We start from the raw sequence: 24,079 nt of genomic DNA on the forward strand, positions 1-24,079 counted from the left end.
CCGGCCCGTCAGACGTGACGGCCGGAGAAGAAGGTCTCGCGCAGCGTGCGCATCCACAGCGGCTGCCCGTCGGCAAGCGCCAGGCGGCGCTGCCGCGCGAAGCCGTGCCGCGCGAGGGTGTCGACGACCCGCGCGCGGCCGGCTGGGACCGCGCAGCCGACCGCTTCGGTGCGCGGATCGTCGAGAAACAGGTAATGCACGACCGACGGCAGCCAGCCCGCCACGCAATGCGGGCCGCGCCAGCGCGATTCCCCGACCAGCAGCCGCAGCCCGCGGTCGTAATCGCGCGCGCCGACGTGCGGCGCGAGCGGGTCTTCCTTCAGCCAGAACGCCTCGACGTACGCGAAGGGTTCGCCGTCGAAGCAGCCGACGAGCGGGCTCACGTGCGGATCGGCATCGGGCGCCGTGCCGTGTGCGCCGGGCTGCGTGCCCGGCCAGCCGTCGCGCACGCGCGGCGCGTCGAACCAGTTCGCCAGGCGCGTGGCGTCCTCGCCCGGCTGCCAGCCGCGCAACGTGAAACGCACGCCGAGTGCCGGCAGGTCGCGCGCATACACGTCACCGCGCGGCGCGGGCGGCCGGCGCGGATGCCGCCGGCCGTCGGTCAGCATCGGCAGCGTCGCGCATGGCAGCGGCGTGCCGACGCGCCACAGATCGGCTTGCTGCGCCCAGCCTTCACGCATGCACAGGCCGCCGTCGCCGAGCACGCCGCTCGCGCGCAGCGCATCGAGCGCGACCGCCGGCCACGCGGCCGGGTCGAGCCGGATCGCCGCGCGGCGCGCGTCGTCGGAAAACGCGGCGGCGAGCGCGGCCAGCAGCGCACGGCGCTGGTCGCCCGGTGCCGCGCGATGGTTGTACGCGACGAGGCGCAGCGTGCCGTCGGCCGCGAGCTGCGCGCGCAGCAACTGTGCGCCGATGCCGTCGCCCTGCGCGACGCGGATCTCCGCGTCGTCGCGTACGGCGAACAGGCCGTCCGCGAACGCGAGTCGGCACGTATCCGGCATCGTGAATCCGTCCGGACGCACTTCAGCCAGCATCGCGCACCTCCTGCTCCGTTTCGGCCGACGCATCGATACGCGCGCCGAGCGCCGCGAGCGTCGGCGACGCGAATACGTCGGCCACCGTCAGCGCGACCCCGGCGCGGCCGGCCGCATCGACGAAGCGCACCACGTCGAATGAAGTCGCGCCCGCTTCGAACAGATCGGCACAGGGTGCGGGCGCGGCCGTCGCGAACGTGTCCGACCACAGCGCGGCGAGCGCGGCTGCCGAGTCCGGCGCGCACGATGTCGTCATGACCTGCATCGCCGCGCCGCCGGCCGGTGCGGCTGCGACCGCCGCCGGCGCGGTGAACAGCGCGTCGGGCGCGCCGAGCGCCGCTTCCGGCGCGCCGGCGAAACGCGCGACCTCGTCGTGATAGAGGTCGACGAGCGCGTCGACGAAATCGCCGTCGAGCAGTTCGTCCGCATACGAGAACGCAGCGCTCACGCGGCCGTCCGGATGCTCGACGACGTCCAGCTCGAGCGTGAACACGACGCGATGACGCACGTCATCGAACTCGGCAAGCGACAAGCCGGCCCAGTCGCGTGCGGCGGCACCAGTCGGGCGCAGGTAGTTGAACATCACCTGGAACAGCGGATTGGCCTGCGCGGCACGCGGCGCGCGCAGCGCGGCGACGACGTCGGCGAACGGCACGTCGGCGTGCGCATACGCGGCGAGCGCTGTATCGCGCACCTGCGCGAGCACGTCCGAGCGGCAGGCTGAGGTGTCGAGCCGTGTGCGCACGACCACGGAATTGATGAAAAGACCGAGCGCATCGCGCGCGGCATCACCCGTCAGCTCGCGCGTCGATGCCAGGACGCCGACCGGCTGATCGGCCGCACCGGTCACGCGGAACAGCGCGGTGTTGAGCGCCGCGTGCAGCAGCATCGGCAGTGTCGCGTGCGCGGCCGACGCGGCGTCGCGTGCGGCACGGATCAACGATGCGTCGAAATCGAACGCGATGCGCGCCGCACGCCATTGCGGGACGGCCGGCGCATTGGCTCGCCGTGGCAGCACGGGCGGCGGCAGGTCGGCCAGCGCGTCGCGCCAGTACGCGACGCGGGCCGGGTGGCACGGCACGGGCAGCACGAGCGACGTGTTTCGAGGCGGCGTCGATACCGATTCCGCTCCGCCACGTACCAGATCGACATAGCCTGCGCGCACCGCGTCGAGCCACAGCTCGATCGATTCGCCATCCGACACGATGTGATGGATCGTCACCGACAACACGTGATCGTCCGCGCCGAGCCGCAGCACGCGTGCGCGCCACAGCGGCGCATCGGCCGCGAGATCGAACGGCGCGAGTGCGTCGGCATCGGTCAGCGCCGCCGCGCGGGCGAGCGCATCGGGCAGCGCGGACAAGTCGACGAGCGGCAGCGCGACGGGCGGCGCGGTGTCGATCCGCTGGCCCGGCAGCATGCCGTCGCGCGCGACGAGCCGCGTGCGCAGCGCCGGGTGCGCGGCCGCCGCAGCCGAGAACGCGGCGCGCAGTGCATCGACGTCGAGCGGGCCGCGCACGCGCAGCGCGACCGGAATGTTGTATGCGGCGCTGTCCGGCTGCGCGCGCCACAGGAACCACAGGCCGAGCTGCGCGGGCGACAGCGGCCATACGCCGAACGCATCGGGTTTGACCACCGCGATGCCCGGTACGGTGGCACCGCCGTGCGCGGCGCGCGGCGCATCGGCCACGTGGCGTGCGTATTGCGCGAGCACCGGCGCTTCGAACAAGGCACGCACCGGCACGTCGCGGCCGAGCCGCTCGGCGACGCGCGTCGCGACGCGCACCGCCGCCAGCGAATGGCCGCCGAGTTCGAAGAAGTGATCGCGGCGACCGACGCGTTCGACGTTCAACACGTCGCACCAGATCCCCGCGAGTGCGGTTTCGTCGCCGTCGTGCGGCGTTTCGTATGCGCGTTCGACGCGCACGGGCGCCGGCAGCCGCGCACGGTCGACCTTGCTGTTCGCGTTGCGCGGCAGCGCGTCGAGCACGATCAGTTGCGCGGGCACCATGTAGTCAGGCAGCGTGCGGCGCAGATGCGCGTCGAGCGTCGCGGCTTCGAACGGTTGCGCGGCCGCTTGCGCGTCAGCGGTCAGTTCGACGTAGGCGACGAGCTGCGCCTGCGCGCCCTGCCCGTGCACGACCGCGCACGCTTCGCGCACCGCGTCGTGCGCGGCCAGCTGCGCCTCGATCTCGCCGAGCTCGACGCGCAGCCCGCGCAGTTTCACTTGATGATCGACGCGGCCGATGAAGTCGAACACGCCATCCGCGCGACGCCGCACCAGGTCGCCCGTGCGATACAGGCGCGCGCCCGGCGCACCGTAAGGATCGGGCACGAAGCGCTCGGCCGTCAGCGCGGGACGATCGAGGTAGCCGCGCGCGACGCCGATCCCCTCGCCGCCCAGGTACAGTTCGCCGATCACGCCGACCGGCAGCGGATGCAGCCGCGCGTCGAGCACGTGCGCGGTGCGCGCGCCGACCAGCGTGCCGATCGGCAGATACGCGGCGTCGCCCAGCTTCGCGAGATCGTCGCCGGGGCGGAACATCCACAGCGTCGGCGTGATCACGGTTTCGGTCGGGCCGTAGCCGTTGACCACGCGCACGTTCGGCATCGCGCGGCGCAGCATCGCGAACGCTTCGCGCGAGGTGGCTTCGCCGCCGACGGTCAACGAGCGCAACGTCGGCGGCGCGCCGTGCACGAGCGCCCATTCGGCGAGCTGCGCGGCGCAGCCGGGCGGCACGTAGGTCATCGTCACGCCGTCGCGAATCATCATCGCGCAGGTCTGCGCGGGCGGCCACAGCACGTCGGCCGTCACCGACACCGCGGCACCTGACAGGTATTGCGAAAACCAGCCTTCATGCGCACCGTCGAAGTTGACCGACTGGAACAGCAGGAACACGTCGTTCTCGCCCGCGCCATAGCGCTCGGCGATCGCCACGCAATGCCGCGCGAACGCCGCGTGATCGACGATCACGCCCTTCGGCTTGCCGGTCGAACCCGACGTGTAGATCGCGTATGCCGCATGACCGGGCAACACGTCCGGCAGTGCGACGTCCGCGGCTTCGTCGAGTGCGTCGACTTCGTCCGCGCGCCAGATGCGCAGTGCAGGCAGCTCGGGCAGCGATGCGGCGCTTGCGCCGTCGGTCAGCACGTGCGCGATGCCCGCGTCGTCGACGATCTGCGCGAGGCGTTCGCGCGGATGGGCCGGATCGAGCGGCACGAACGCGGCACCCGACTTCAGCACCGCGATCAGCGCGACCAGCAGGTCGACCGAACGCTGCAGCGCGACGCCGACGCGCATTTCGGGCCGCACGCCGGCCGCGACGAGGTTGCGCGCGATGCGTGCCGCACGCGCGTCGACCTCACCGCGCGTCAGCGCGCGATCGATGTCGGCGACACCGCGCGCGTCCGGCCGTGCCTGCGCATGCGCGGCGATGCGCGCGTGGACCGGGACGAACGGCTCGGCTTCGGCCGCGCCCGCCGGCGCGTTCCACGCGAACAGTTGCGCACGTTCGTCGGCCGGCAGCCAGTCGAGATCGCCAATCGGCACGTCGGGGCGCGCGAGCGCATCGGCGAGCAGCGTGACGAAGCGCGCGGCCAGCCGCGCGATCGCGTCGCCGTCGAACAGGTCGAGCGCATGGATGAACGCGGCGTCGAACGTGCCGTCGGGTGTCGCCTCGACGGAAAGCGTCAGGTCGAATTTGGCGGACGGCGTGCCGGACGGCAGCAAGGTTGCCGATGCCGCGCCCAGCGCCGGCAGCGCGCGGCGCTCGCCGTACGCGGCCATCACCTGGAACAGCGGATGGTGGCTCGCGCTGCGCGGCACGCCGAGCGCGTCGACGATCTGCTCGAACGGCACGTCCTGGTGCATCTGCGCATCGACGAGCGCGCGCTGCGTACGCGCGACCAGCGACGAGAAATCGCCGTGCGCGGGTACGTCGACGTCGATCGCGAGCGTGTTGACGAAGAAGCCGATCAGGCCGGCCGTTTCCGCGCGCTCGCGGTTCGCGGCCGGCACGCCGACGCAGATCCGCGCATCGCCGGTCGCACGCGCGAGCAGCGCGTCGAGCGCCGCGAGCAACACCGCGAACGGCGTCGCGCCCGACGCGGCTGCGAACGCGCGCAGCCGCGCACCGATGCGCGCGTCGAGCGAAAACACGTGACGTGCGCCGCGCGCGCTGCGGCGAGCGGGCCGCGCGGCCGCGCCGGGCAGCGTCAGCACGCCGCGCTGCGGGTCGAGCCGCTCGCGCCAGAACGCCAGCTGCCGATCGCGCTCGCCGGCATCGAGCCAGCGGCGCTGCCACAGCGCGTAGTCCGCGTACTGGATCGGCAGCGGCGCGAGCGGCACGGGTTCCCCCGACGCATACGCGCGATAGAACGCCGCGAGTTCGAACAGCATCACGTCCGACGACCAGCCGTCCGACACGATGTGATGAACGGTCAGCGCGAGCCAGTGTTGCGTCGCGTCGAAGCGGATAAGGTGCGCGCGCACGAGCGGTGCCGCGCCGAGATCGAACGGCTCGGCTTCATCGGCCATTGCGACGCTTTCGGCGCGCGCGACGCGCTGCGCGTCGGGCAACGCTTCGAGATCGGTCTCACGCCAAGGGCAGCGCAGCGGCGGATGGATCGTCTGTGCGACGCCGTCCTCCGCTTCGTCGAAGGTCGTGCGCAGCGCTTCATGGCGCGCGATCAGCGCGTCGCACGCGAGCCGCAGCGCATGCGCGTCGAGCGGGCCCGTCAGCGCGAGCCGCTCGGTGACGTGATACGCGTGAGGCGCGTCGATCAACCGCGCGTGCAGCCACAGCCGCGTCTGCGCGAACGATGCCGGCACGCGGTCGGCGCGCGGCGTGCGCGGCGGGATCGGTAGCATGCGGAAGTCGATGCCGGCCGCGCCGAGCTTGTCGATGAACACCGCGCGCTGCGCGTCCGGCAGTTGCGTGAAGCGCGTCGCAAGCGCGAGCCAGTCGGGTTGAGCCTTCGTCATTCGTCGTCCTTATTGGGCTTCCAGTTCGCCGAGCAGCGCATCGATCGCGCTCGCCGCGTCGGTCTCGCCGCGTGCCGCGCAGGCCGCGTCGATCGCGTCCGCGCAGCGTGCGAGCGTGCGGGTGTCGAACAGCGTGCGCAGCGGCAGCGCGAGGCCCCAGTGCAGGTTCGCCTGCGCATGGGCCTGCGTCGCGAGCAGCGAGTGGCCGCCGAGCAGGAAGAAATCGTCGTCGCGGCCGATCGCGTCCACGTGCAGCACGCGCTGCCAGATCGCCGCGAGCGCGCGCTGCGTGTCGGTTGCGAGCTCGACGGCCGCGATCGCCTCGCGCACCGGCGCGGGCAACGCATGGCGGTCGCACTTGCCGTTCGGCGTGACCGGCAGCGCGTCGAGTTCGATCAGCTGCGACGGCACCATGTAAGCCGGCAACTGCGCGCGCAGTGAATCCAGTAACGCGGCACGGTCGAGCGGCCCCGAGTCGCCACATGCGACATAGCCGATCAGCTGCTCGTCGCGCACGATCACGACCGCGTCGCGCACGCCGGGCGCGGCGCGCAGCAGCGCCTCGATCTCGCCCGGTTCGATTCGCTGGCCGCGCAGCTTCACCTGCATGTCGACGCGGCCGAGGTAGTCGAGCGCGCCGTCGGCGCGACGCCGCGCGAGGTCGCCGGTGCGATACATGCGGGCGCCGGGCACGAACGGATCGGGCACGAAACGCTCGGCGGTCAGCCCCGGGCGGCCGAGATAGCCACGCGCGAGGCCCGCGCCCGCCAGATACAGTTCGCCGGTCGCGCCGGCCGGCACGCTCTGCCAGGCCGCGTCGAGCACGTGCAGTTGCAGGTTCGCGATCGGATGGCCGATCGGCACCGCGACGGCGCTGGCGTCGTCGGGGCCGCAGGTCCAGTGCGACACGTCGATCGCGGCTTCCGTGGGCCCGTACAGGTTCACGAGCGTCGCGTTCGGCACGAGGCGCGCGACCTTCGCGACGAGTTCGGGCGCGAGCGCCTCACCACTCGCGACGATCAGGCGCACGCTGTCGCATTGCGCGGCGGCCGAAAAATCGTCGAGATACGCGGCGAACGCGGCCAGCATCGACGGCACGAAGTGCAGCACCGTCACGCCGTGCGCACGGATCGCGGCCGCGAGGCGGGCCGGATCGCGGTGGTCGCCGGGCGCGGCGATCGCGAGCTTCGCGCCGGTCGCGAGCGGCCACACGAATTCCCACACCGACACGTCGAAGCCGAACGGCGTCTTGTGCAGCACGACGTCGTCGCGCGTCAGCCGGTACGCGTGCTGCATCCACGCGATCCGGTTCGCGAGCGCGCCGTGCGTGTTGCCGGCGCCCTTCGGCTTGCCGGTCGAGCCGGACGTATAGATCAGGTACGCGAGCCGTGCGTCGTCGACGTCGGTTGCGACGTCGGCGGCGGCATCGGCCACTTCGCACGCCTCGTCCGCAAGCAGATCGGCCACCGTCAGCAGTTGCGTCGGCGCTTCATCGCCGAGCGCGGCCTCGACCTGCTCGCGCAGATGCGCCTGCGTGATCGCGACCGCGGGCTGCGCGTCGCGCAGCAGGTACGCGATGCGCTCGGCCGGATAGTCGGGATCGACCGGCAGGTACGCGGCGCCGGCCTTCAGCACGCCGACGAGCGCCGTCACCATGTCGAACGAACGCTCGACGCACAGCGCAACCGGCGTGTCGGGCCGCACGCCGCGCCTGCGCAATGCGGCGGCGACGCGTGTCGTCTTCAGGTCGAGCTCGCGATAGGTCGCGCGCTGCACGCCACCGTGGACATCCGCGTATTCGAGCGCGATCGCGTCGGGCGTTGCCCGTGCGGCGGCCGCGAATTGCAGATGCAGCGGCTGCCGTTGCGCATCCGGCCACGTCCGCGCGGTGTCCTGCGCGCGCGCCAGTGCGTCGCGCGTCGCGTCGTCGGCGATCGACAGCGTGCCGAGCAGCGCGTCCGGCGTGCGGGCCAGCGCATCGAGCGCACAAGCGAACGCGCGGTGCCAGCGCTCGACCTGATGCGCGTCGACGCGTGCGGTGTCGTAGCCGTAGTCGATCGTCAGTTCGGCGCCACTCTCGATCACGAGCGTCAGCGCGAAATCGGTCGACTCGATGCTGCGCACGCCGCTCAGTGTGAGTGCGCGCGAATCGGCATCAGGCACCGCGTCGTCGACGGGATAGTTCTCGAACACGACCAGCGTGTCGAACAGTGCGCCCCCGGCGCCGCGCGCCCAGCGCTGGATGTCCGCGAGCGGCGTATGCGCATGCTCGGCGGCAGCCGCGTTTTCGCGTTGCAGCGCTTGCAGCCAGTCGGCTGCGCGTTGTTGCGGCGCGGGCGCCGTGATGACGGGCAGCGTGTTGATGAAGAGGCCGAGCACCGTGTCGACGTCCGCGAGCGCATCGGGACGGCCCGCGACGGTCGCGCCGAACGCGACGGCCGGCTGGTGCGTCATGCGCTGCAGCGCGAGCGCCCAGGCGCCCTGCGCCAGCGTGTTGACGGTCAGCTTCAGCGCACGCGCCGTTTGCGCGACACGCGTCGTCGCCGCCGCGTCGATCGTCGCGCGCCACGTGACCATGTCGGCATCCGCGCGGTCGGCCACGCGCTCGGCGATCAGCGTCGGTGCGTCGAGACGCGCGAGCCGCCCGGTCCAGAAGCGCTCGTCGGCCTCGCGGTCGCGCGTGCCGAGCCATGCGATGAAGTCGCGATAGCGCAGCGCCGGGCGGCGCTCGAACGGCGACACCGCGTCGGGGTCACGATAGTCGCGCAGCACGTCGCCGAGCAGGCGCGCCGTGCTCCACCCGTCGAGCAGCACGTGGTGGCGCGTCCACACGACGCGCCACGCGTCGTCCATCACGCGGATCAGCGTGAGCCGCATCAGCGGCGGCTCGCGCCAGTCGAAGCCGCGTTCGCGGTCGGCCGCGAGCCACGCGTCGAAATCGGTGTCCAGCGCGTCGCCGCGCGTGCGCCAGTCGAGCTGTTCGACCGGCATCCGCGCGTGGCGATGCACGCATTGCAGCGGCGCGGCCTCGTCGGGCATCACGCTGGTGCGCAGGATATCGTGGCGTGCGATGGATGCGGCGAATGCGGCCACGAGCCGGTCGGCATCGAGCGCCGTCGCGGTCGCGACGAGCTGGTTCACGTAGCTTGCATGACCCGGCGCGAACAGCGCATGGAACAGGATCCCCTGCTGCATCGGCGACAGCGGATACACGTCGTCGATCGTGCGCCAGTCGAGCGGCGCGCGCTCGATCGCGGCCTGCGTGAGGCCGGCGGCCCGCGCGAGCGGGAAATCGCCCGGCGTCGCACCGCCGCCGCGATGCGCGACACGCGATGCGCATGCGTCGGCGAGGTCGCGCAGCGCGGCGGCAAAGCGATCCGCGAATGCATCGATCGTCGCGCGCTCGAACTGCGGCGTGCCGTATACCCAGTGGACCTTCAGCGTGCGTGTGCCGTCGCGGTCGGTATCGAGGTATGCGTGAATCGCGAGCGTGTTGCCGAGCGGCCCTTGCGGGTCACGCTCGATGCCGGTGCCGCCGAAGCGCGGCACGAGCGTCGCGTCGCGCGGCGCGTCGAACTGGCCGAGATAGTTGAACGTGACGCGCGGACGCGGCACGGCGGCCAGCGCCGCACGCGTCGCCGCGTCGCCGTAGTGCGCGAGCACGCCGAAGCCGAGCCCCTTGTGCGGCACCGCGCGCAGCGTGTCCTTGACCACGCACAGCGTGTCGCGCGCGGTGGCTTCGACCGGCAGCGTGACCGGATAGTGGCTCGTCAGCCAGCCGATCGTGCGACTCGCGTCCGCATCATCGAACAGCGCCTCGCGGCCGTGCCCCTCGAATTCGACGCGGCACGACGCGGCGCCGTGGGCACCGGCCAGCGCCAGTGCGAGCGCCGCGCCCAGCAGTTCGATCGTCTGCGTGCGATACGCCGTGTGCGCGTCGGTCAGCGCGGCGCGGGTCAGCGCCGCGTCGATCGTCTGCACGACGACCGCCGCGTCGGCGTTCGTCGCGGGTGCGTCGGGATGATCGGGCACGAGGTCGTCGCCCTGCGCCATGCCGGCCCAGTAAGCCGTTTCAGCGGCGAACGGCGATGCCGGTTCCGTCGCGGCACGCGCGAGCCGCGTGGCCCAGGCATCCGCACGCAAGCCCGGCGGCGACAGGCGAACCGGCGTGCGTTCGCATGCGGCGCGATAAGCGGCGTCCAGATCGTCGAGCAGGATGCGCCACGACACGCCGTCGACGATCGCGTGATGAATCGCCAGATACAGCTGCGTCGCGCCGTCCGGCAGCCGCGCCGCACATGCGCACGCGAGCGGCCCGCGGCCGAGATCGAGGCGGCGCTGCAAGGCGTCGAAGCGCGCCAGCGCGTCGGCTTCGTCTTGCGCGGCGACCTCGACGAACGGGAGTGCGTCGTACGGTTTCGCTGCATCGCGCGCGTGCCAGTGGCCATCCGCACTGTGTGCAAAGCGCTGGCGGAAGGCGTCGTGATGCGTGAGCAGCGCGTCGAACGCGCGCGCGAATGCATCAGCGTCGAACGGATCGCGCACGTCGAACGCGACCGACTGGTTCCAGTGGCCCGGATGCGGCACGTCGAGCGCGAAGAAGCGCTGCTGCGCGGGCGTCAAGATCGTCGCCGCGGCAGCCGCGGTAGCCGTTGCGGCCTGAGCCGGCGCGGACGATATCGTTGCCGGCGCTGCAGCGGCGACGTCCCCGGTTTTCGCGATGCGCGCAAGTTCGGCGACCGTCGGGCCGTCGAACAGCTGCTTCGGCGTGAAGCGCACGCCGCGCTTGCGGGCGCGTGCGATCACCTGCAGCACCAGAATCGAATCGCCGCCGAGCTCGAAGAAGTTGTCGTCGCGGCCGACGTGCGGCACCTTCAGCACCGCCTGCCAGACTTCGGCGAGCGCCGTTTCGACCAGGCCCTGCGGCGCGGCGCCGGCGGCAACCGCCACCGGCGCGGCGGCCAGTTCGCGCAGCGCCGCGCGATCGATCTTGCCGTTCGCGGTCACCGGCAGGCGCGCGAGCGCGACGAACTGCACGGGCACCATGTAGTCGGGCAGCGTCGCGCCGAGTGCCGCGCGCATGGCGGCCTCGTCGAATGCCGCGCCGTCGCGCATCACGACGAACGTCGCGAGCCGCAGGCGGCCGTCGTGCTCGATCGCGAGCGTCTCGGCTTGCGCGACCGGGCCGGCCGCACGCACGGCCGCACTCACTTCGCCCGGTTCGACGCGATAGCCGCGAATCTTCACCTGGTCGTCGATGCGGCCGAGGAATGCGAGACGGCCGTCCGCGCGCAGGCGCACGCGGTCGCCGGTGCGATACAGGCGCGCACCGGGCGTGAACGGATCGGGCACGAAGCGCTCGGCGGTCTGCGCCGGCCGGTTCAGGTAGCCGCGCGCCACGCCCGGCCCGCCCAGATACAGCTCGCCCGTTGCACCGGCCGGCACGCACGCGCCGAACGCGTCAAGCACCAGCGCGCGCGCATTCGGCAACGGCCGGCCGAGCGGCACGGCGCTCGCGGGGTCGCGCGCATCGGCGCCGATCGACGCGGTGTCGCACGCGATCGCGCCGACGGTCGCTTCGGTCGGCCCGTAATGGTTGATCACGCGGCAGGCCGGTGCGAGCGCGGCCAGGCGCTCGACGAGTGCCCACGTCAGCGTTTCGCCGCCGGTCACGAGTGCGTGGCGCGGCAGCACGTCGGCCGGCACGCGCGCATCCAGCAGCGCCTGCAGATGGCTCGGCACGATCTTCAGCACGCCGACGTCGCGGCGGCGCATCTCGTCCGCGAACAGGTCCGGATCGAACGCGCACGCGGCCGGCAGCAGGTGCAGCGTGCGGCCTGCGCACAGCGCGCCGAACAGCGTCGTGTGGCCGAGGTCGGCGGCGACGGTCGACACCATCGCGAACGACGCGTCCGGTGCGAACGCGAGCTCGTCGAGCATCCCCTGCACGTAATCGGCCAGTGCGCCGTGCGACACGACGACGCCCTTCGGCGTGCCGGTCGAACCCGACGTATAGATCAGATAGGCGCCCTGCTCGGGATGCGGCGCGACGCGTACGTCGCCCGCATGCGCGAGCGTCGCGTCTTGCGCGAGTGTGTCGACGTCGAGTGGCTGTGGTGCGCTGCCGGCCGGCCACGCGGCCACATCCCGGCCCTGCGCGACGAGGGCCCAGCGCGCGCCGCAATCGGCGGCTGCGGCCGCGATCCGTGCGGCCGGCTGGGCCGGGTCGAGCAGCACGGCCAGTGCGCCGGCCTTCAGTGCGCCGAGCAGGCCGACGACGAAGCGGGCCGAGCGCTCGATGCAGACGATGACGGGTGCTTCGGCCGCCGCGCCGCGTAACTTCAGCGCATGCGCGATGCGGTTCGACGCGTCGTCGAGTTCGGCGAATGTCAGCGACGCCGACGCATCGACGAGCGCGACGCGATGCGGATAAGCGGCAGCCTGCCGCGCGAAGGCGGCGACGATGTCGGCGTGCTCGACGTTCAGCGCACGGCCGTCGCGCGGCAGGCGCGACGCCGGAGAGGCATCGCACGGCAGCGCGGCCGTCGTGCGGTGCGGTTCATTTGCAGCGCACGCGACGAGCGCCGCATAGCTGTCCAGCCACGCGCGCGCGGTGTCGGCATCGATGCAGTCGGTTGCATAGGCGGCGACCAGTTCGATTCCGTGCGCGTCGTCGGTGAAATCCAGTGCGAAGTCGAAGCGCGCGGCGAGATCGGGCCCCGGCGTCGCAACCGCGGTCGCGCCCGGCAGCACGCTGTCGTGCCGTGCATCGAACTGCTGCGCGAACTTCACGCGCAGCCATTCGTCGCCGCGCTTGACGGGCGCCTTCACCGCATCGACGACGCGCTCGAACGGCACGTCCTGGTGCGCGACCGCATCGAGCGCCGCCGTGCGTGCCGCGTCGACCAGCGCGCGGAACGGCAGCGTCGGCGCCACCCGCACACGCAGCGCGACCGTATTCAGGAACAGCCCGAGCAACGCGCGCGTTTCCGGGCGCTGGCGATGCGCGACCGGCACCGCGACGACCACGTCGGTCTCGCCTGTCAGGCGCGACAGCCATGCGTCGAGTGCGGCCAGCAGCACCGTGAAGACCGTTGCCTGCGCGTCGCGCGCGAGACGCCGGATGTCCGCAGCGACCGCGTCGGGCAGGCGGACCGACACGCGCGCGCCCTGCAGCGTGCGCGTCGCGCCCGGCTGGCGATCGACCGGCAGCGCAAGCGGGCCCGGCACGTCGCGCAATGCACCGCGCCAGTAGTCGAGCTGACGCTCGCCTTCGCCGCCGGCAAGCATGTCGCGCTGCCAGTCCGCATAGTCGGCGTACTGGATCGGCAGTGCCGGCAACGACGGTTCGCGGCCTTCCGCATACGCGCGGTACGCGGCCGACAGCTCGTCGAATGCGCAGCGCGAGCTCCAGCCGTCGGTGATCGCATGATGCGCGGTCAGGAGCAGCCGGTGGCGATCGTCGGCGAGCGCGACGAGCGTCGCGCGCAGCAGCGGCCCGTCCGACAGATCGAACGGCATGCCTGCGTCGCGCTCGGCGATGCGCGCGGCTTGCGCGTCGCGGGTGGCCAGCGGTTGACCGCGCAGGTCGAGCGTTTCGATCGTAACGGGCAGATGCGCATGGATGCGCTGCATCACGATGCCGTCGTCGTTGTCGACGAGCGTCGTGCGCCATGCATCGTGCCGCTCGATCACGTGATCGAGCGCGCGCTGCAGTGCGGCGTGGTCGAGCGCGCCGTCGATCGTCCAGTGCGCGGCGATGTGATACGCGGCGCTCGCGTCGCGCGTTTGCGCGAGCACCCAGAAGCGCTGCTGTGCGAGCGATGCGGCGCGATCGACGTACGGGGCGCCCGACGCAGCGGCATCGGCCGGCGCGCGGCGTGTGGCAATCGCGGCCAGCGGCTCGCCCGTTTCGCGTTCCGCGCGATCGACGTGCGCAGCAAGCTCAGCCAGCGCCGGATCGGCGAACAGCGTGTCGAGCCGCAGGTTCACGCGCAACGCGGCGCGGATCGCGGCCTGCAGTTGCATCGCGGCGAGCGAATCGGCGCCCAGCGCGAAGAAGCGGTCGTCGCGCGACGGCGTCGCGTCGAGGCCGAGCAGTGTTTGCCAGAGGCCCGCGATCTGCTGCTCCGTCGGCGTGCGCGGCTCGTCGCCTGCGGATCGTTCGGTGTCGCGGAGGCCGGCGATGCGCTCGCGTAACGCGGCACGGTCGATCTTGCCGTTCAGCGTGTACGGCAGTGCGTCGCAGCGCACGAAACGGTGCGGCTGCCACGCGGCGGGCAACAGCGCGCCCACGTGCGCCTTCAGCGTCGCATCGTCGGCGGCCGCGCGCAGCGCGACGCACGCGATCAGCCGCGTCGGCCCGTTGCCGGTTTCGGCGATCACGGCCGCGTCGGCCACCGCCGGATGCGTGCGCAGGCACGCGGCGATTTCCGCGGGCTCCACACGCACGCCGCGCACCTGGACCTGGTCATCGAGGCGGCCGAGATAATCGAACGCGCCGTCGGCGCGCTGGCGTGCGAGGTCGCCGGTTCGGTACACGCGGGCACCGGGTTCGCCGTGCGTATCGGGAATGAAGCGTTCGGCCGTCAGCGACGGGCGGCCGTGATAGCCGCGCGCGAGGCATACGCCGCCGAGCAGCAGTTCGCCGCCATCGTCGCCATCGATGCGCGCGACGCGCGGGCCGATCGCGCGACCGATCGGCAGCGATGCATACGCATCGTCATCGGCCAGCACGGGCATTTCGCCCGGCTTGACCGGCCACAGCATCGGGGAGATCACGGCCTCGGTCGGCCCGTAGCCGTTGATCAGGCGAACCGACGGGAACGTACGGCGCACGAATTCGAATGCCTGTTGCGGCAGCGCTTCGCCGCCGAACGCGAGCACGCGCAACGCCGGCGGCACGCCTTCGCGCGCGGCGACGGCCGCGAATTCGCGCAGATATGCAGGCGGAAACGCGGCGACGCTGACGGATTCACTGACCATCAGCGCATGGGCGGCGTCCGGAGTGAACGGCTGCGGCGGCGCAATCGTCACGCTCGCGCCGACCGCGAGCGGCGCGAGCCAGCATTCGTGCGCGGCATCGAAATTGACCGACGCAAAATGCAGCAGGCGGTCGCCGCCCTCGATCGGCAGCGCGGCCGCGAGCGCGTCGCAATGCGCGGCGAGCGGCCCGTGCTCGACGACCACCGCCTTCGGCGTGCCGGTCGAGCCCGACGTGTAGATCATGTACGCCGCCGAGCGCGGATGCACCGGCACGTCCTCGTCGTCGACGAAGGCGGCGGCACCTGCCTCCGCGGGCATCGCGTCGAACGCGTGTTCGAACGGCACGCCGAGCGCCGCGCGGCCGGCCGCGTCGACGATCCCGTGGCGCAGTTGCGCATCGCGGACGATCCAGTCCAGGCGCGCGGCCGGATGACGCGGATCGAGCGGCACGAATACGCCGCCCGCTTTCAGCACGGCAAGCAGCGCGACGAACAGCTCGCACGAGCGTTCGACGCAGACGCCCACCCGCACTTCCGCGCCGACCCCGGCCGCGCGCAGTCGGCGGGCAAGGTGCGACGCACGCGCGTCGAGCGCGCCGCGCGACAGGCGCAGGTCGTTCTGGAAAGGCGCGGCGAGCGCGGGCGCGTCGGGCGCGCGGCGCGCCAGTTCGCGAATTCGGTGATGCAACGCAGTCGGGAAACTCGTCATGTGCGTGAAGTCCTTCGGTCCGGCCGCTTCGGCCAAGTCTCGGGGCCGCATGGGGCGGCTTCACTGGTGTGACGAACGGCGCGGCCGATTTTTTACCGTTTTGCGCGCAAAGCCGGAATGGATGCATTTTTTGAAGGCATGGCTAAATATTTGCGCGGCCCGTTCGTCTATCAGGGAGGAAAGCCGCGGCTGGCCCGTCCCGCGCGCTGCTTTCGCATCAATCCCGCCGTTTCCGCAGGATTTGCCTGCCCATCATTTACCGATGTTGCCGATGACCGCCGCCCACGAGCCCTCTTCCCCGCCGTCCCTCGACGCCTCCCCCGGCCGCCCCGCGGCCCGCCTGATCCTCGCGCTGCTGCGCGAAAGCCGCGCGTCGCTCGCGCTGGCGCTCGTCGCATGCGTGCTCAATGGCGTCGCGAGCGTGCTGCTCGTCGCGACGCTGAACCGCGCGCTCGCGACGCCCGGCGCGGCCGACGTGTCGCTCGCGTGGCGCTTCGCGCTGTGCGCGGTGATCGCGCTCGTCACGCGCATCGTGTCGGGCACGCTGTTCGCCCGGCTGTCGCAGGACACGATGGCGCGCCTGCGCGTGCATCTCGCACGGCGCGTCGGCGCGGCCGAGCTGCGCGACATCGAGCGGATCGGCGCGGCGCCCGTGCAGTCGGTGCTGACCGACGACGCGACCAACGTGTCGATGCTGTTCTTCGCACTGCCGAACCTGGTGATGCACGGCTCGATCGTGTTCGGTTGCCTCGGCTATCTCGCGTGGCTGTCGTGGCCCGTGTGCCTGCTCGCGCTGACCGCGATCGTCGCGGGCTCGCTCGGCTATCACACCGGCGATCGCCGTGCGATCGCGTCGCTCGAGGCGGCCGGCCAGGCGCAGGATCGCCTGTTCGGCTATCTCGGCTCGCTGTTCTCCGGCGCGAAGGAGCTGAAGCTGCACGACGCGCGCGCGCGCCAGTTCGTCGACGGCCAGCTCGGCGCGGCGATCGGCGAAGTGCGCGACCACCGCCGCCGCGCGTTCAGCGCGTATGCGGTCGGCGTCGGCTGGATCATCTTCCTGTTCTACGTGTTCCTCGGCGCGGCCGCGTTCTGGCCGCAGCTGGGCGTGCATGCCGATGCAGGTACGGCGGCCGGCTACGTCGTCGTGTTCCTGTTCATGCTTGTGCCGCTCGACGGACTGCTGAACAACCTGCCGACCGTCAATGCGGCGCGCGTGTCGCTCGGGCGCATCGAGAGCGTGATGGCCGAATTCGGCGCGCTGCGCACGGTGCCGCCCGCCAGCGACGCCCCCGACGTACCGCCCGCCGGCGCCGTCACGCTGCGCGGCGTCACGCACGCGTATTTCCACGAGCGTGACGAACGGATGTTCCGGATCGGGCCGATCGACCTGACGATCCGGCCGGGTGAGCTCGTGTTCATCGTCGGCGGCAACGGCAGCGGCAAGACGACGCTCGCGAAGGTGCTGACGGGCCTCTACGAGCCGGAGGAAGGCGCGATCGAGGTCGACGGCCGGACGATCGGCTGGCGCGAGCGTGCTGCGTACCGGCAGCGCTTCAGCGCGGTGTTCAACGATTTCCATCTGTTCGATGCGCTGCTCGGCATCGTCGACCCCGACGATCCGGCGCGCGCACAGGCCGATGCGCGCGCGAACGCGCTGGTCGCGAAGCTCGCGCTCGATCACAAGGTGAAGGTCATCGACGGCGCGTTCTCGAACCGCGCGCTGTCGACCGGGCAGCGCAAGCGGCTCGCGCTCGTCGTCGCGTATCTGGAGGACCGTCCGTTCTACCTGTTCGACGAATGGGCGGCCGACCAGGATCCGTCGTTCAAGGCGGTGTTCTACGAGCAACTGCTGCCCGAGCTGCGCGCGCGCGGCAAGGCCGTGATCGTGATTACGCACGACGACCGCTATTTCGATCTCGCCGATCGGTTGCTGAAGCTCGACAACGGGCAGATCGTCAGCGACACGACGCCCGCGCGGTCACGCGCACGGGACGGTGCCGATGCGCTGAGCGCGTAGGCACGCGTGAACACCGGCCGCCTGCGCGCGGCGAATGCAGCGCGCAGGCGGCCGGTTTTCGGCTCGGCGGAGCGTATAGGACTGGAAAAGCCGAAAGGAAATATCGTTCGGCATACTGATGTACAGGTGACGCCATCGGGACGCCGCGACACGCGAACAACTACGCGGCGCTCGGCCACGCGCTTCCCCTGCCCGCAACGACGATTCGCTCGCTCAGCGCACGGCCGGCAGCTTCAGCATCGTATCGGTCATCACGTCGGCCAGCTTCAGCGCCGACATCGGACCGCCGAATCCCCAGATGTTCCGTTCGACGAGCGCGATCCTGCGTTCGCGCAGCGCGGGCACGAAACGCCACACCGGCGAGTCGAGTTTCGACGACAGCGGCACGTCCATCCCCGTCGCGGTGACGAACAGCACGGCGAGATCGCGTTGCCGGAGCAGATCGGCGGATGTCACGTAAAGCGTGCCTTCCCGCGTCGGCTTCTTCGGCCACGGGTCGAGCCCGAGCGCGCGCGCGAGGCCCGCCGACGTGCTGTTGCCGGTATACGCCCAGTAGCGGTCGGGCAGCCCGAGATCCTGCAGCAGTGCGATGCGATCGCCGCCGCGGCCCGCGGCCTTGAGCCGCGATGCATTGCGCGCGATCCCCGCGTCGAGTTGTGCTTCGACCGCCTTCGCCCGCGCGTCGCGTCCGGTCACGGTACCAATCGTCCGGAAGATCCGGCGCATCCAGTCGAGCTGCGTGACGAGCACGCCGCCTTCCGACACGTTCGGGCTGAACTGGAACAGGATCGTCGGCGCGATCCGGTCGAGCGCGGCGAAGATCGGCGCATGCCGGAAGCCGACGCCGAGGATGAGGTCGGGCTTCACCGCGGCGATCGCCTCGAGCCCCGGCTCCTGACGCGAGCCGATGTCGGTCACACGGGCGAGCCGGTCGCTCTCGTAGCCGAGCCAGCCCGGATAGAACGTGGTATCGGCCATGCCGACCGGCACGATGTCGAGCGCGATCACACTCTCCGCGAACATGAAGTCGAGCGCGACCACACGTTGCGGCTGCACCGGCATCGTCGCGCTCGCCTGCGATACGACGGGGTTGCCGGCGAGCGAGCGGCCCGATTGCGAAAGCGTGCTGCCCTGCCCGCCCTGCGCGTCGTTCGCGACCGCGGCGGCCGGCGCCGCATGCGCGCCGCAGCAAGCAGCGCCGAACGCGGCCAGTGCGGCAAGCGCATGGCGGCGGCCGGCATGCGGTGCCGGAGTCACCGGATCGCATCCTGCTCGGCCAGCGCCGCGTCGTCCATCGTCAATAGCAGGGGGCAGCTTCCACACAGTTGCGTTTCTCCAGGAATTTCATAGCGCAGGCAGCACACGCGGCGCGCGCGAAACGGCGTCGGCAGCAGCGGCGAGCGCGGCACGGCGTCGCGTACCGGCAGGCGCAGCGGATTCGGCTCACCTTCGACGCAGGACGCGCCGAACAGCCAGTCGGCATCGCGAGCGGGATCGGCCGCGCACGGCAGCGAACGGTACGTGTCGAGCAGATAGTCGAGCAGGTTGCCCGCGTTGCTCCACAGCACGCGCGGCGTGACGCGGCCCATCGCCGCGAGCAGGCCGATCACCGCGCCGAGATGCGCGACGAGCCCCGCATAGCGCGGCGCGGGCGCGATGCACGGCGCGCCGAGCGCGTCCGGCGCGAAATACAGCGCGGCCGGCATCCCGTCGTCGAGCGCGACGAACGTGCGGTCCGGCGTCATGTCGAGCGGCCGGCCGAGCGTCAGCGCGGCGACGACGCCGGCCGGCGCCGCGCGGCCGAAATAGTATTTGCTCCATTGCGACATCAGCGCGCGCGCATGCAGCGCGGGATCGCCGCCGTAGTGGCGGACCATCGCATCGAGCAGCGCATCGCGATGATCGGGCAGCGCGCCGACCGGCACGATGATCCGGCCCGGCGCGTGCGCGTCATCGGGCATCCCGAGCCACACCGCGTCGAGATGGCCGGTGAACGGTTCGGGGGCGAACGCGGAGAAGCGTGTGGCGCGTGCACCGTCGAGCGCTGGTGTCATCGCCCCGCGCGCCGCGCGCGGCGCCCCTCGAGGATCAGCAGCCCGAGCAGATACGGCGCGCCGATCAGCGCGGTCAGCACGCCGGCGGGCACTTCGCGCTGCGCGACGACCGTGCGGGCGGCCAGGTCGGCACACCCGAGGATCAGCGCGCCGCATGCGGCCGCGAGCCACAGCCGCGTGCGGTGCCGGCGCGCGCCGAGCATCGTCGCGACGTGCGGCGCCATCAGTCCGATGAAGCCGACCGGCCCGACCGCCGCGACGGCCGCGCACGCGGCGAGCGTCGCGATCGTCAACGCGAGCGGCCGCAGCGCGGCGACCGGCAGGCCGAGCGCGGCCGCCTGGTCGTCGCCGAGCGCGAGCATGTCGAGCGGCCGCGCGAGCCAGGCGAACACGGGGATCGCGAGCACGCACCACGGCAGCAGCATCGACACCTCGCCCCAGCCGCGGCCGTAGGTGCCGCCGACGAGCCACACGACGAAGCGCGCGGGCTGCACGCTTTCCTGCGTGATCAGCCATTGCGCGAGCGTGGTCCACAACGCACCGATCACGATGCCGGTCAGCGCGACCGCGAGCGGTGCATAACGGTGCCGGTGATTCAGCGCGAGCGTGATCGCGAGCGACAGCGCACCGCCGCTCAACGCGGCCACGGCGAGCGTCACGTGCCCCATCAGCGGCCACGTCGACAACGCGAACAGCGTGACGAGCCCCGCGCCCTGCGTGACGCCGAGCACTTCGGGGCCGGCGAGCGGGTTGCGCACGACGCTCTGCATCGCGACGCCGCTCACGGCGAGCAGCGCACCCGCGAGGAGCGCGCACAGCAGCCGCGGCATGCGCAGGTCGATCAGCATTCGCGCGACGGCATCGTGACCCGACAGCGCGGCGGACCAGCGTGCCGGCGACAGCCATTCGGGGCCGGCCGACACGCCGGCGAATACGACGAGCACGCCGGCCGCGACGAACAGCGCGGTGCGCAGCGGCCAGCCGAGCTCCTCGAGCCAGGCGACCACCCGCGTCGACCCGCTGCCGCCCGCGCGTTCGGCTTGAGCATGCAGCACGCCCGACCAAGCAGCGCCGCGCCGGATCATCGCGAGCATCAGCGGCGTGCCGATGAGCGCGATCGCGACGCCGGTCGACAGCGTCGCGTCGAGACCCGACGCGAGCACCGCACTGTCGGTGACGAGCACGAGCGCGCCACCCGCGAGCGCCGACAGCGGCACCAGCACGCCGAGCCGGCCCGCGCGTGCGCCGCGCACCTGGCGCACCAGGTTCGGCGCGACGAGCCCCACGTACGACAGCGGGCCCGCGATGCTGACGGCCACGCTCGTGAACGCGACCGCGACGATCGTCGCCGCGAGCCGCGCTGCGTCGACGCGTACGCCGGCCGCGGCTGCCGCCTCGTCGCCGAGCGCGAGCGGATTCAGCGGCCGGATCACGAACGGCAGCGCGAGCAACGGCACGACGAGCCAGCGCGCGGCAAGCGCGAGCCCGGTCGCGCCGGGTTGATAAAGACTGCCGTTGGTCCACAGCGCCGCGCCCGCGATGTTCTGCTCGAAGAATGCGAGCACGAGCGTCGACAGTGCCGCGAACAGCAGCATGCACACACTGCCCGCAAGCACGAGCCGCAGCGGCGTCGCGCGCCAGCCGCCGGCCGCGACGATCGCGCACGCGGCGGCGATCAGCCCGCAGACGAACAGCAGCGGCACCGACGCGACACCGGCGAGCGCCGGCACCAGCATCGCCGCGAGCAGGCCGAGCTGGGCGCCGCCCGTCACGCCGAGCAGGTCGGGCGATGCGAGCGGGTTGCGCGTGAGCGACTGGAACAGCGCGCCCGCGATGCCGAGGCAGCCGCCCGCGACGAGCGCGGCCGCGACACGCGGCAGGTTGAGGTCGAACAGGAACACGCCCGCGAGCGCGGCAGCGTCGCTGCCCGGCATCGCGCTCCACCACGCGCGAAGGTCTGGAGCGATGCGCAGCACCGCCAGCACCGCGATCAGCACGACGAGGCCGAGCGCGAGCGCGCCGGCACGGCCGCCGGATGCCGCGCCCTGCCCGCTCGCCGCGAGCCGCTTGCGCATCGCGAACGTCGTCATACGGCGATATCCCGGTGAACGGCGCGATCGAACCCGTCCGCCGTGCCGGATGCCGGCGGCCCGTATGCCGGCACGCACATCGGCGCGCCCGTCTGCGGATGCGCGAGCTTCAGCATGTCGACGCCGAACGCCGCGCGCAGCCGCGCCGGTTCCAGCATCGCGTCGGGCGAGCCCTGCGCGACAAGGCGACCGGCACGCATCAGCACGATGTCGTCGCTGAACGCGGCTGCCTGGTTCAGGTCATGCAGGACCCACACGATCGTCAGCCCGCGCGCGCGGTTCAGTGCGCGCAGCGCGTCGAGGATGTCGAGCTGATGATGGATGTCGAGATAGGTCGTCGGCTCGTCGAGCAGCACGATCGACGCCTGCTGCGCAAGCGCCATCGCGATCCACGCGCGCTGCCGCTCGCCGCCCGACAGCGCGCCGACGTCACGCCCGGCGTCGCTGGCCAGGCCGCTCGTCTCGAGCGCCTCGTCGATCGCCGCATGGTCGGCGCGCGACAGCCCACGCAGGAAACCGCCATACGCGTAGCGGCCGTACGCGACCAGCTCGCGCACGGTCAGCCCCGACGGAATCTGGTTGAACTGCGCGAGCATCGTGAGCTCGCGCGCGAGCGCGCGACGGCGAAACGACGCGAGCGGCTTGCCGTTCACGTCGATGCGGCCCGCACGCGCGGGCTGCAGGCCCGCGAGCGTGCGCAACAACGTGCTCTTGCCGCAGCCGTTCGGGCCGCACAGCGCCGTCACGCGGCCGGCCGCGATCGACAGGTCCAGCCCGTCGATCACGACATGGTCGCGATAACCCACCGTCAATCCGCGCGCGGCCAGCGCGGCGGTACTACGCGTCATCGGTCCTCCGTTCGGCCGCGCGCGGGACCGTATAACTTTGCGCCATCGCGACGACCACCTTGCGCGGCCCTTCGAACGGGTCGCGTGCGTGCGCGGTCAGCATGTTGTCGAGCATCAGCACGTCGCCCGTGCGCCACGGGAACACGATGCGCTGGCGATCGAGCACGCCGCGGATTTCCGCGAGCGCGTCGGCCTCAAGCGGCGCGCCGTCGCCGTAATACACGTTGCGCGGCACGTTCTCGAGCCCGACCGCGTCGACGAGCGCTTCCTGCATGTCGTCGTCGAGCGCCGACAGGTGAAACAGGTTCGCCTGGTTGAACCACACGCGCTCGCCCGTGCGCGGATGGCGTGCGACAGCCTGGCAGCGTTCGCGCGTGCGCAGCAGCAGTTCGCCGTCGTCGTCCGTGCGCCATGTGCATTCGATGCCGCGCGCCGCGCACATCCGCTCGACCTCGGCCGGCTCGTCGGTGCCGAACGACTGCTGCCACGGCAGGTCGAGCCCCTGGCCGAAGTTGCGCACGTACAGCAGTTCGCGCTGCTCGAAGCGCGCGACCAGCGCCGGATCGAGCGCGCGATAGACGGCGCGGCTGTCCGCGATCGGCGTCGCACCGCCTTTCGGCGCCGCGAGCGCGCAATGGAACCAGATCCGCAGCGGCCACTCGCGCGTGTACGACTGCTCGTTGTGCAGCGGAATCGCGCGATGCGGCGGGTATTCGGTCGACGTGTAGACGGCGCCTTCGACCTGGCTGCGCGGCGTCGACGCGTATTCATAGCCGATCAGCGGATCGCCGAACGACGCCGCGAACTGCTGGAACGCGTCGATCGACGGCACGTGAAAGCCCGTGAACAGCACACCGCCCGCCCGTTCGAGCGTGTCGGCCGCGATCGCATGCGCGAGCGGCGCGATCTCGTCGATCGACATGCCGTCGGCGCCGCGCGGCGACACGACGGTGGGCAGCCCCGGCTCGATACGCAGGTCGTCGAGCGTCGGCAACGAAAGCAGGGTCATGCAACGTCCTCTTCAGGTGGCGCGCCGCACACGCGGCGCAGCGGGTCACGACGCGCGCGTTGCGCGATCGCCGTCCATCGCGCGGCGCAGGCTCGCGGGGCGCATGTCGGTCCAGACGGTCTCGATGTGCGCGAGGCAGTCGGCTTTCGGGCCGCGCACGCCGACCTCGCGCCACCCGGCCGGCACGGGCCGGAACGTCGGCCAGATCGAATACTGTTCTTCGTCGTTGATGACGACCGTGTAGACGAGGTCGTCGGTGTCGGCGGAAGGCGTCGTGGCTTGCGTCATGATCGAAAAAAGCGGGAGGCGGTTGAAGGAGGCGAAGCGGCGAACTGTCGGATCGGCCGCTC

At 71.9% G+C, this 24,079-nt stretch carries 10 protein-coding genes; 1 reads left to right on the top strand and 9 read right to left on the bottom strand.

The genetic code is table 11. From position 1 onward, the window contains the following. Positions 1-8 precede the first annotated feature (8 nt). The 3 genes from DIE08_RS15925 to DIE08_RS15935 are packed head-to-tail and all read right to left on the bottom strand — an operon-like array spanning position 9 to position 15,711. Positions 9-1,034 (bottom strand): GNAT family N-acetyltransferase, encoded by a 1,026-nt coding sequence (locus DIE08_RS15925; RefSeq protein WP_124902459.1) that lies wholly within the window; start codon positions 1,032-1,034, stop codon positions 9-11. Next, positions 1,024-6,018 (bottom strand): non-ribosomal peptide synthetase, encoded by a 4,995-nt coding sequence (locus tag DIE08_RS15930; RefSeq protein WP_124902460.1) that lies wholly within the window; start codon positions 6,016-6,018, stop codon positions 1,024-1,026. The genes DIE08_RS15925 and DIE08_RS15930 overlap by 11 nt, the downstream gene beginning before the upstream one ends. A 9-nt stretch (positions 6,019-6,027) precedes the next feature. Then, positions 6,028-15,711, bottom strand: a complete 9,684-nt coding sequence (locus DIE08_RS15935) for a non-ribosomal peptide synthetase (protein WP_124902461.1) — start codon at positions 15,709-15,711, stop codon at positions 6,028-6,030. Positions 15,712-15,982: 271 nt separating this feature from the next. Between DIE08_RS15935 and DIE08_RS15940 the strand changes: the two genes are divergently transcribed. Next, positions 15,983-17,728, top strand: a complete 1,746-nt coding sequence (locus tag DIE08_RS15940) for a cyclic peptide export ABC transporter (protein ID WP_124902462.1) — start codon at positions 15,983-15,985, stop codon at positions 17,726-17,728. A gap of 213 nt (positions 17,729-17,941) precedes the next feature. Here DIE08_RS15940 and DIE08_RS15945 read toward each other — a convergent pair whose 3' ends face one another. The 6 genes from DIE08_RS15945 to DIE08_RS15970 form a co-directional block, all read right to left on the bottom strand. Then, positions 17,942-18,790, bottom strand: a complete 849-nt coding sequence (locus DIE08_RS15945; protein ID WP_409360399.1) for an ABC transporter substrate-binding protein — start codon at positions 18,788-18,790, stop codon at positions 17,942-17,944. Positions 18,791-18,981: 191 nt separating this feature from the next. After that, positions 18,982-19,782, bottom strand: coding sequence for a siderophore-iron reductase FhuF (fhuF, locus tag DIE08_RS15950; protein ID WP_124902464.1), 801 nt, complete (start codon positions 19,780-19,782; stop codon positions 18,982-18,984). Beyond that, positions 19,779-21,872: a Fe(3+)-hydroxamate ABC transporter permease FhuB gene (gene fhuB, locus DIE08_RS15955; RefSeq protein ID WP_124902465.1), complete on the bottom strand. Its 2,094-nt coding sequence runs from the start codon at positions 21,870-21,872 to the stop codon at positions 19,779-19,781. The genes fhuF and fhuB overlap by 4 nt, the downstream gene beginning before the upstream one ends. Next, positions 21,869-22,720, bottom strand: a complete 852-nt coding sequence (locus DIE08_RS15960; protein WP_124902466.1) for an ABC transporter ATP-binding protein — start codon at positions 22,718-22,720, stop codon at positions 21,869-21,871. The genes fhuB and DIE08_RS15960 overlap by 4 nt, the downstream gene beginning before the upstream one ends. Then, positions 22,710-23,729: a TauD/TfdA family dioxygenase gene (locus tag DIE08_RS15965; RefSeq protein ID WP_124902467.1), complete on the bottom strand. Its 1,020-nt coding sequence runs from the start codon at positions 23,727-23,729 to the stop codon at positions 22,710-22,712. The genes DIE08_RS15960 and DIE08_RS15965 overlap by 11 nt, the downstream gene beginning before the upstream one ends. Positions 23,730-23,774: 45 nt before the next feature. Continuing rightward, on the bottom strand, positions 23,775-24,017 hold the full coding sequence (locus tag DIE08_RS15970) for an MbtH family NRPS accessory protein (protein WP_059510746.1): 243 nt from the start codon (positions 24,015-24,017) through the stop codon (positions 23,775-23,777). Positions 24,018-24,079: the final 62 nt, after the last annotated feature.

This window comes from Burkholderia sp. Bp9004, assembly GCF_003858025.1.
GTDB classification, from domain to species: Bacteria; Pseudomonadota; Gammaproteobacteria; order Burkholderiales; family Burkholderiaceae; genus Burkholderia; species Burkholderia diffusa.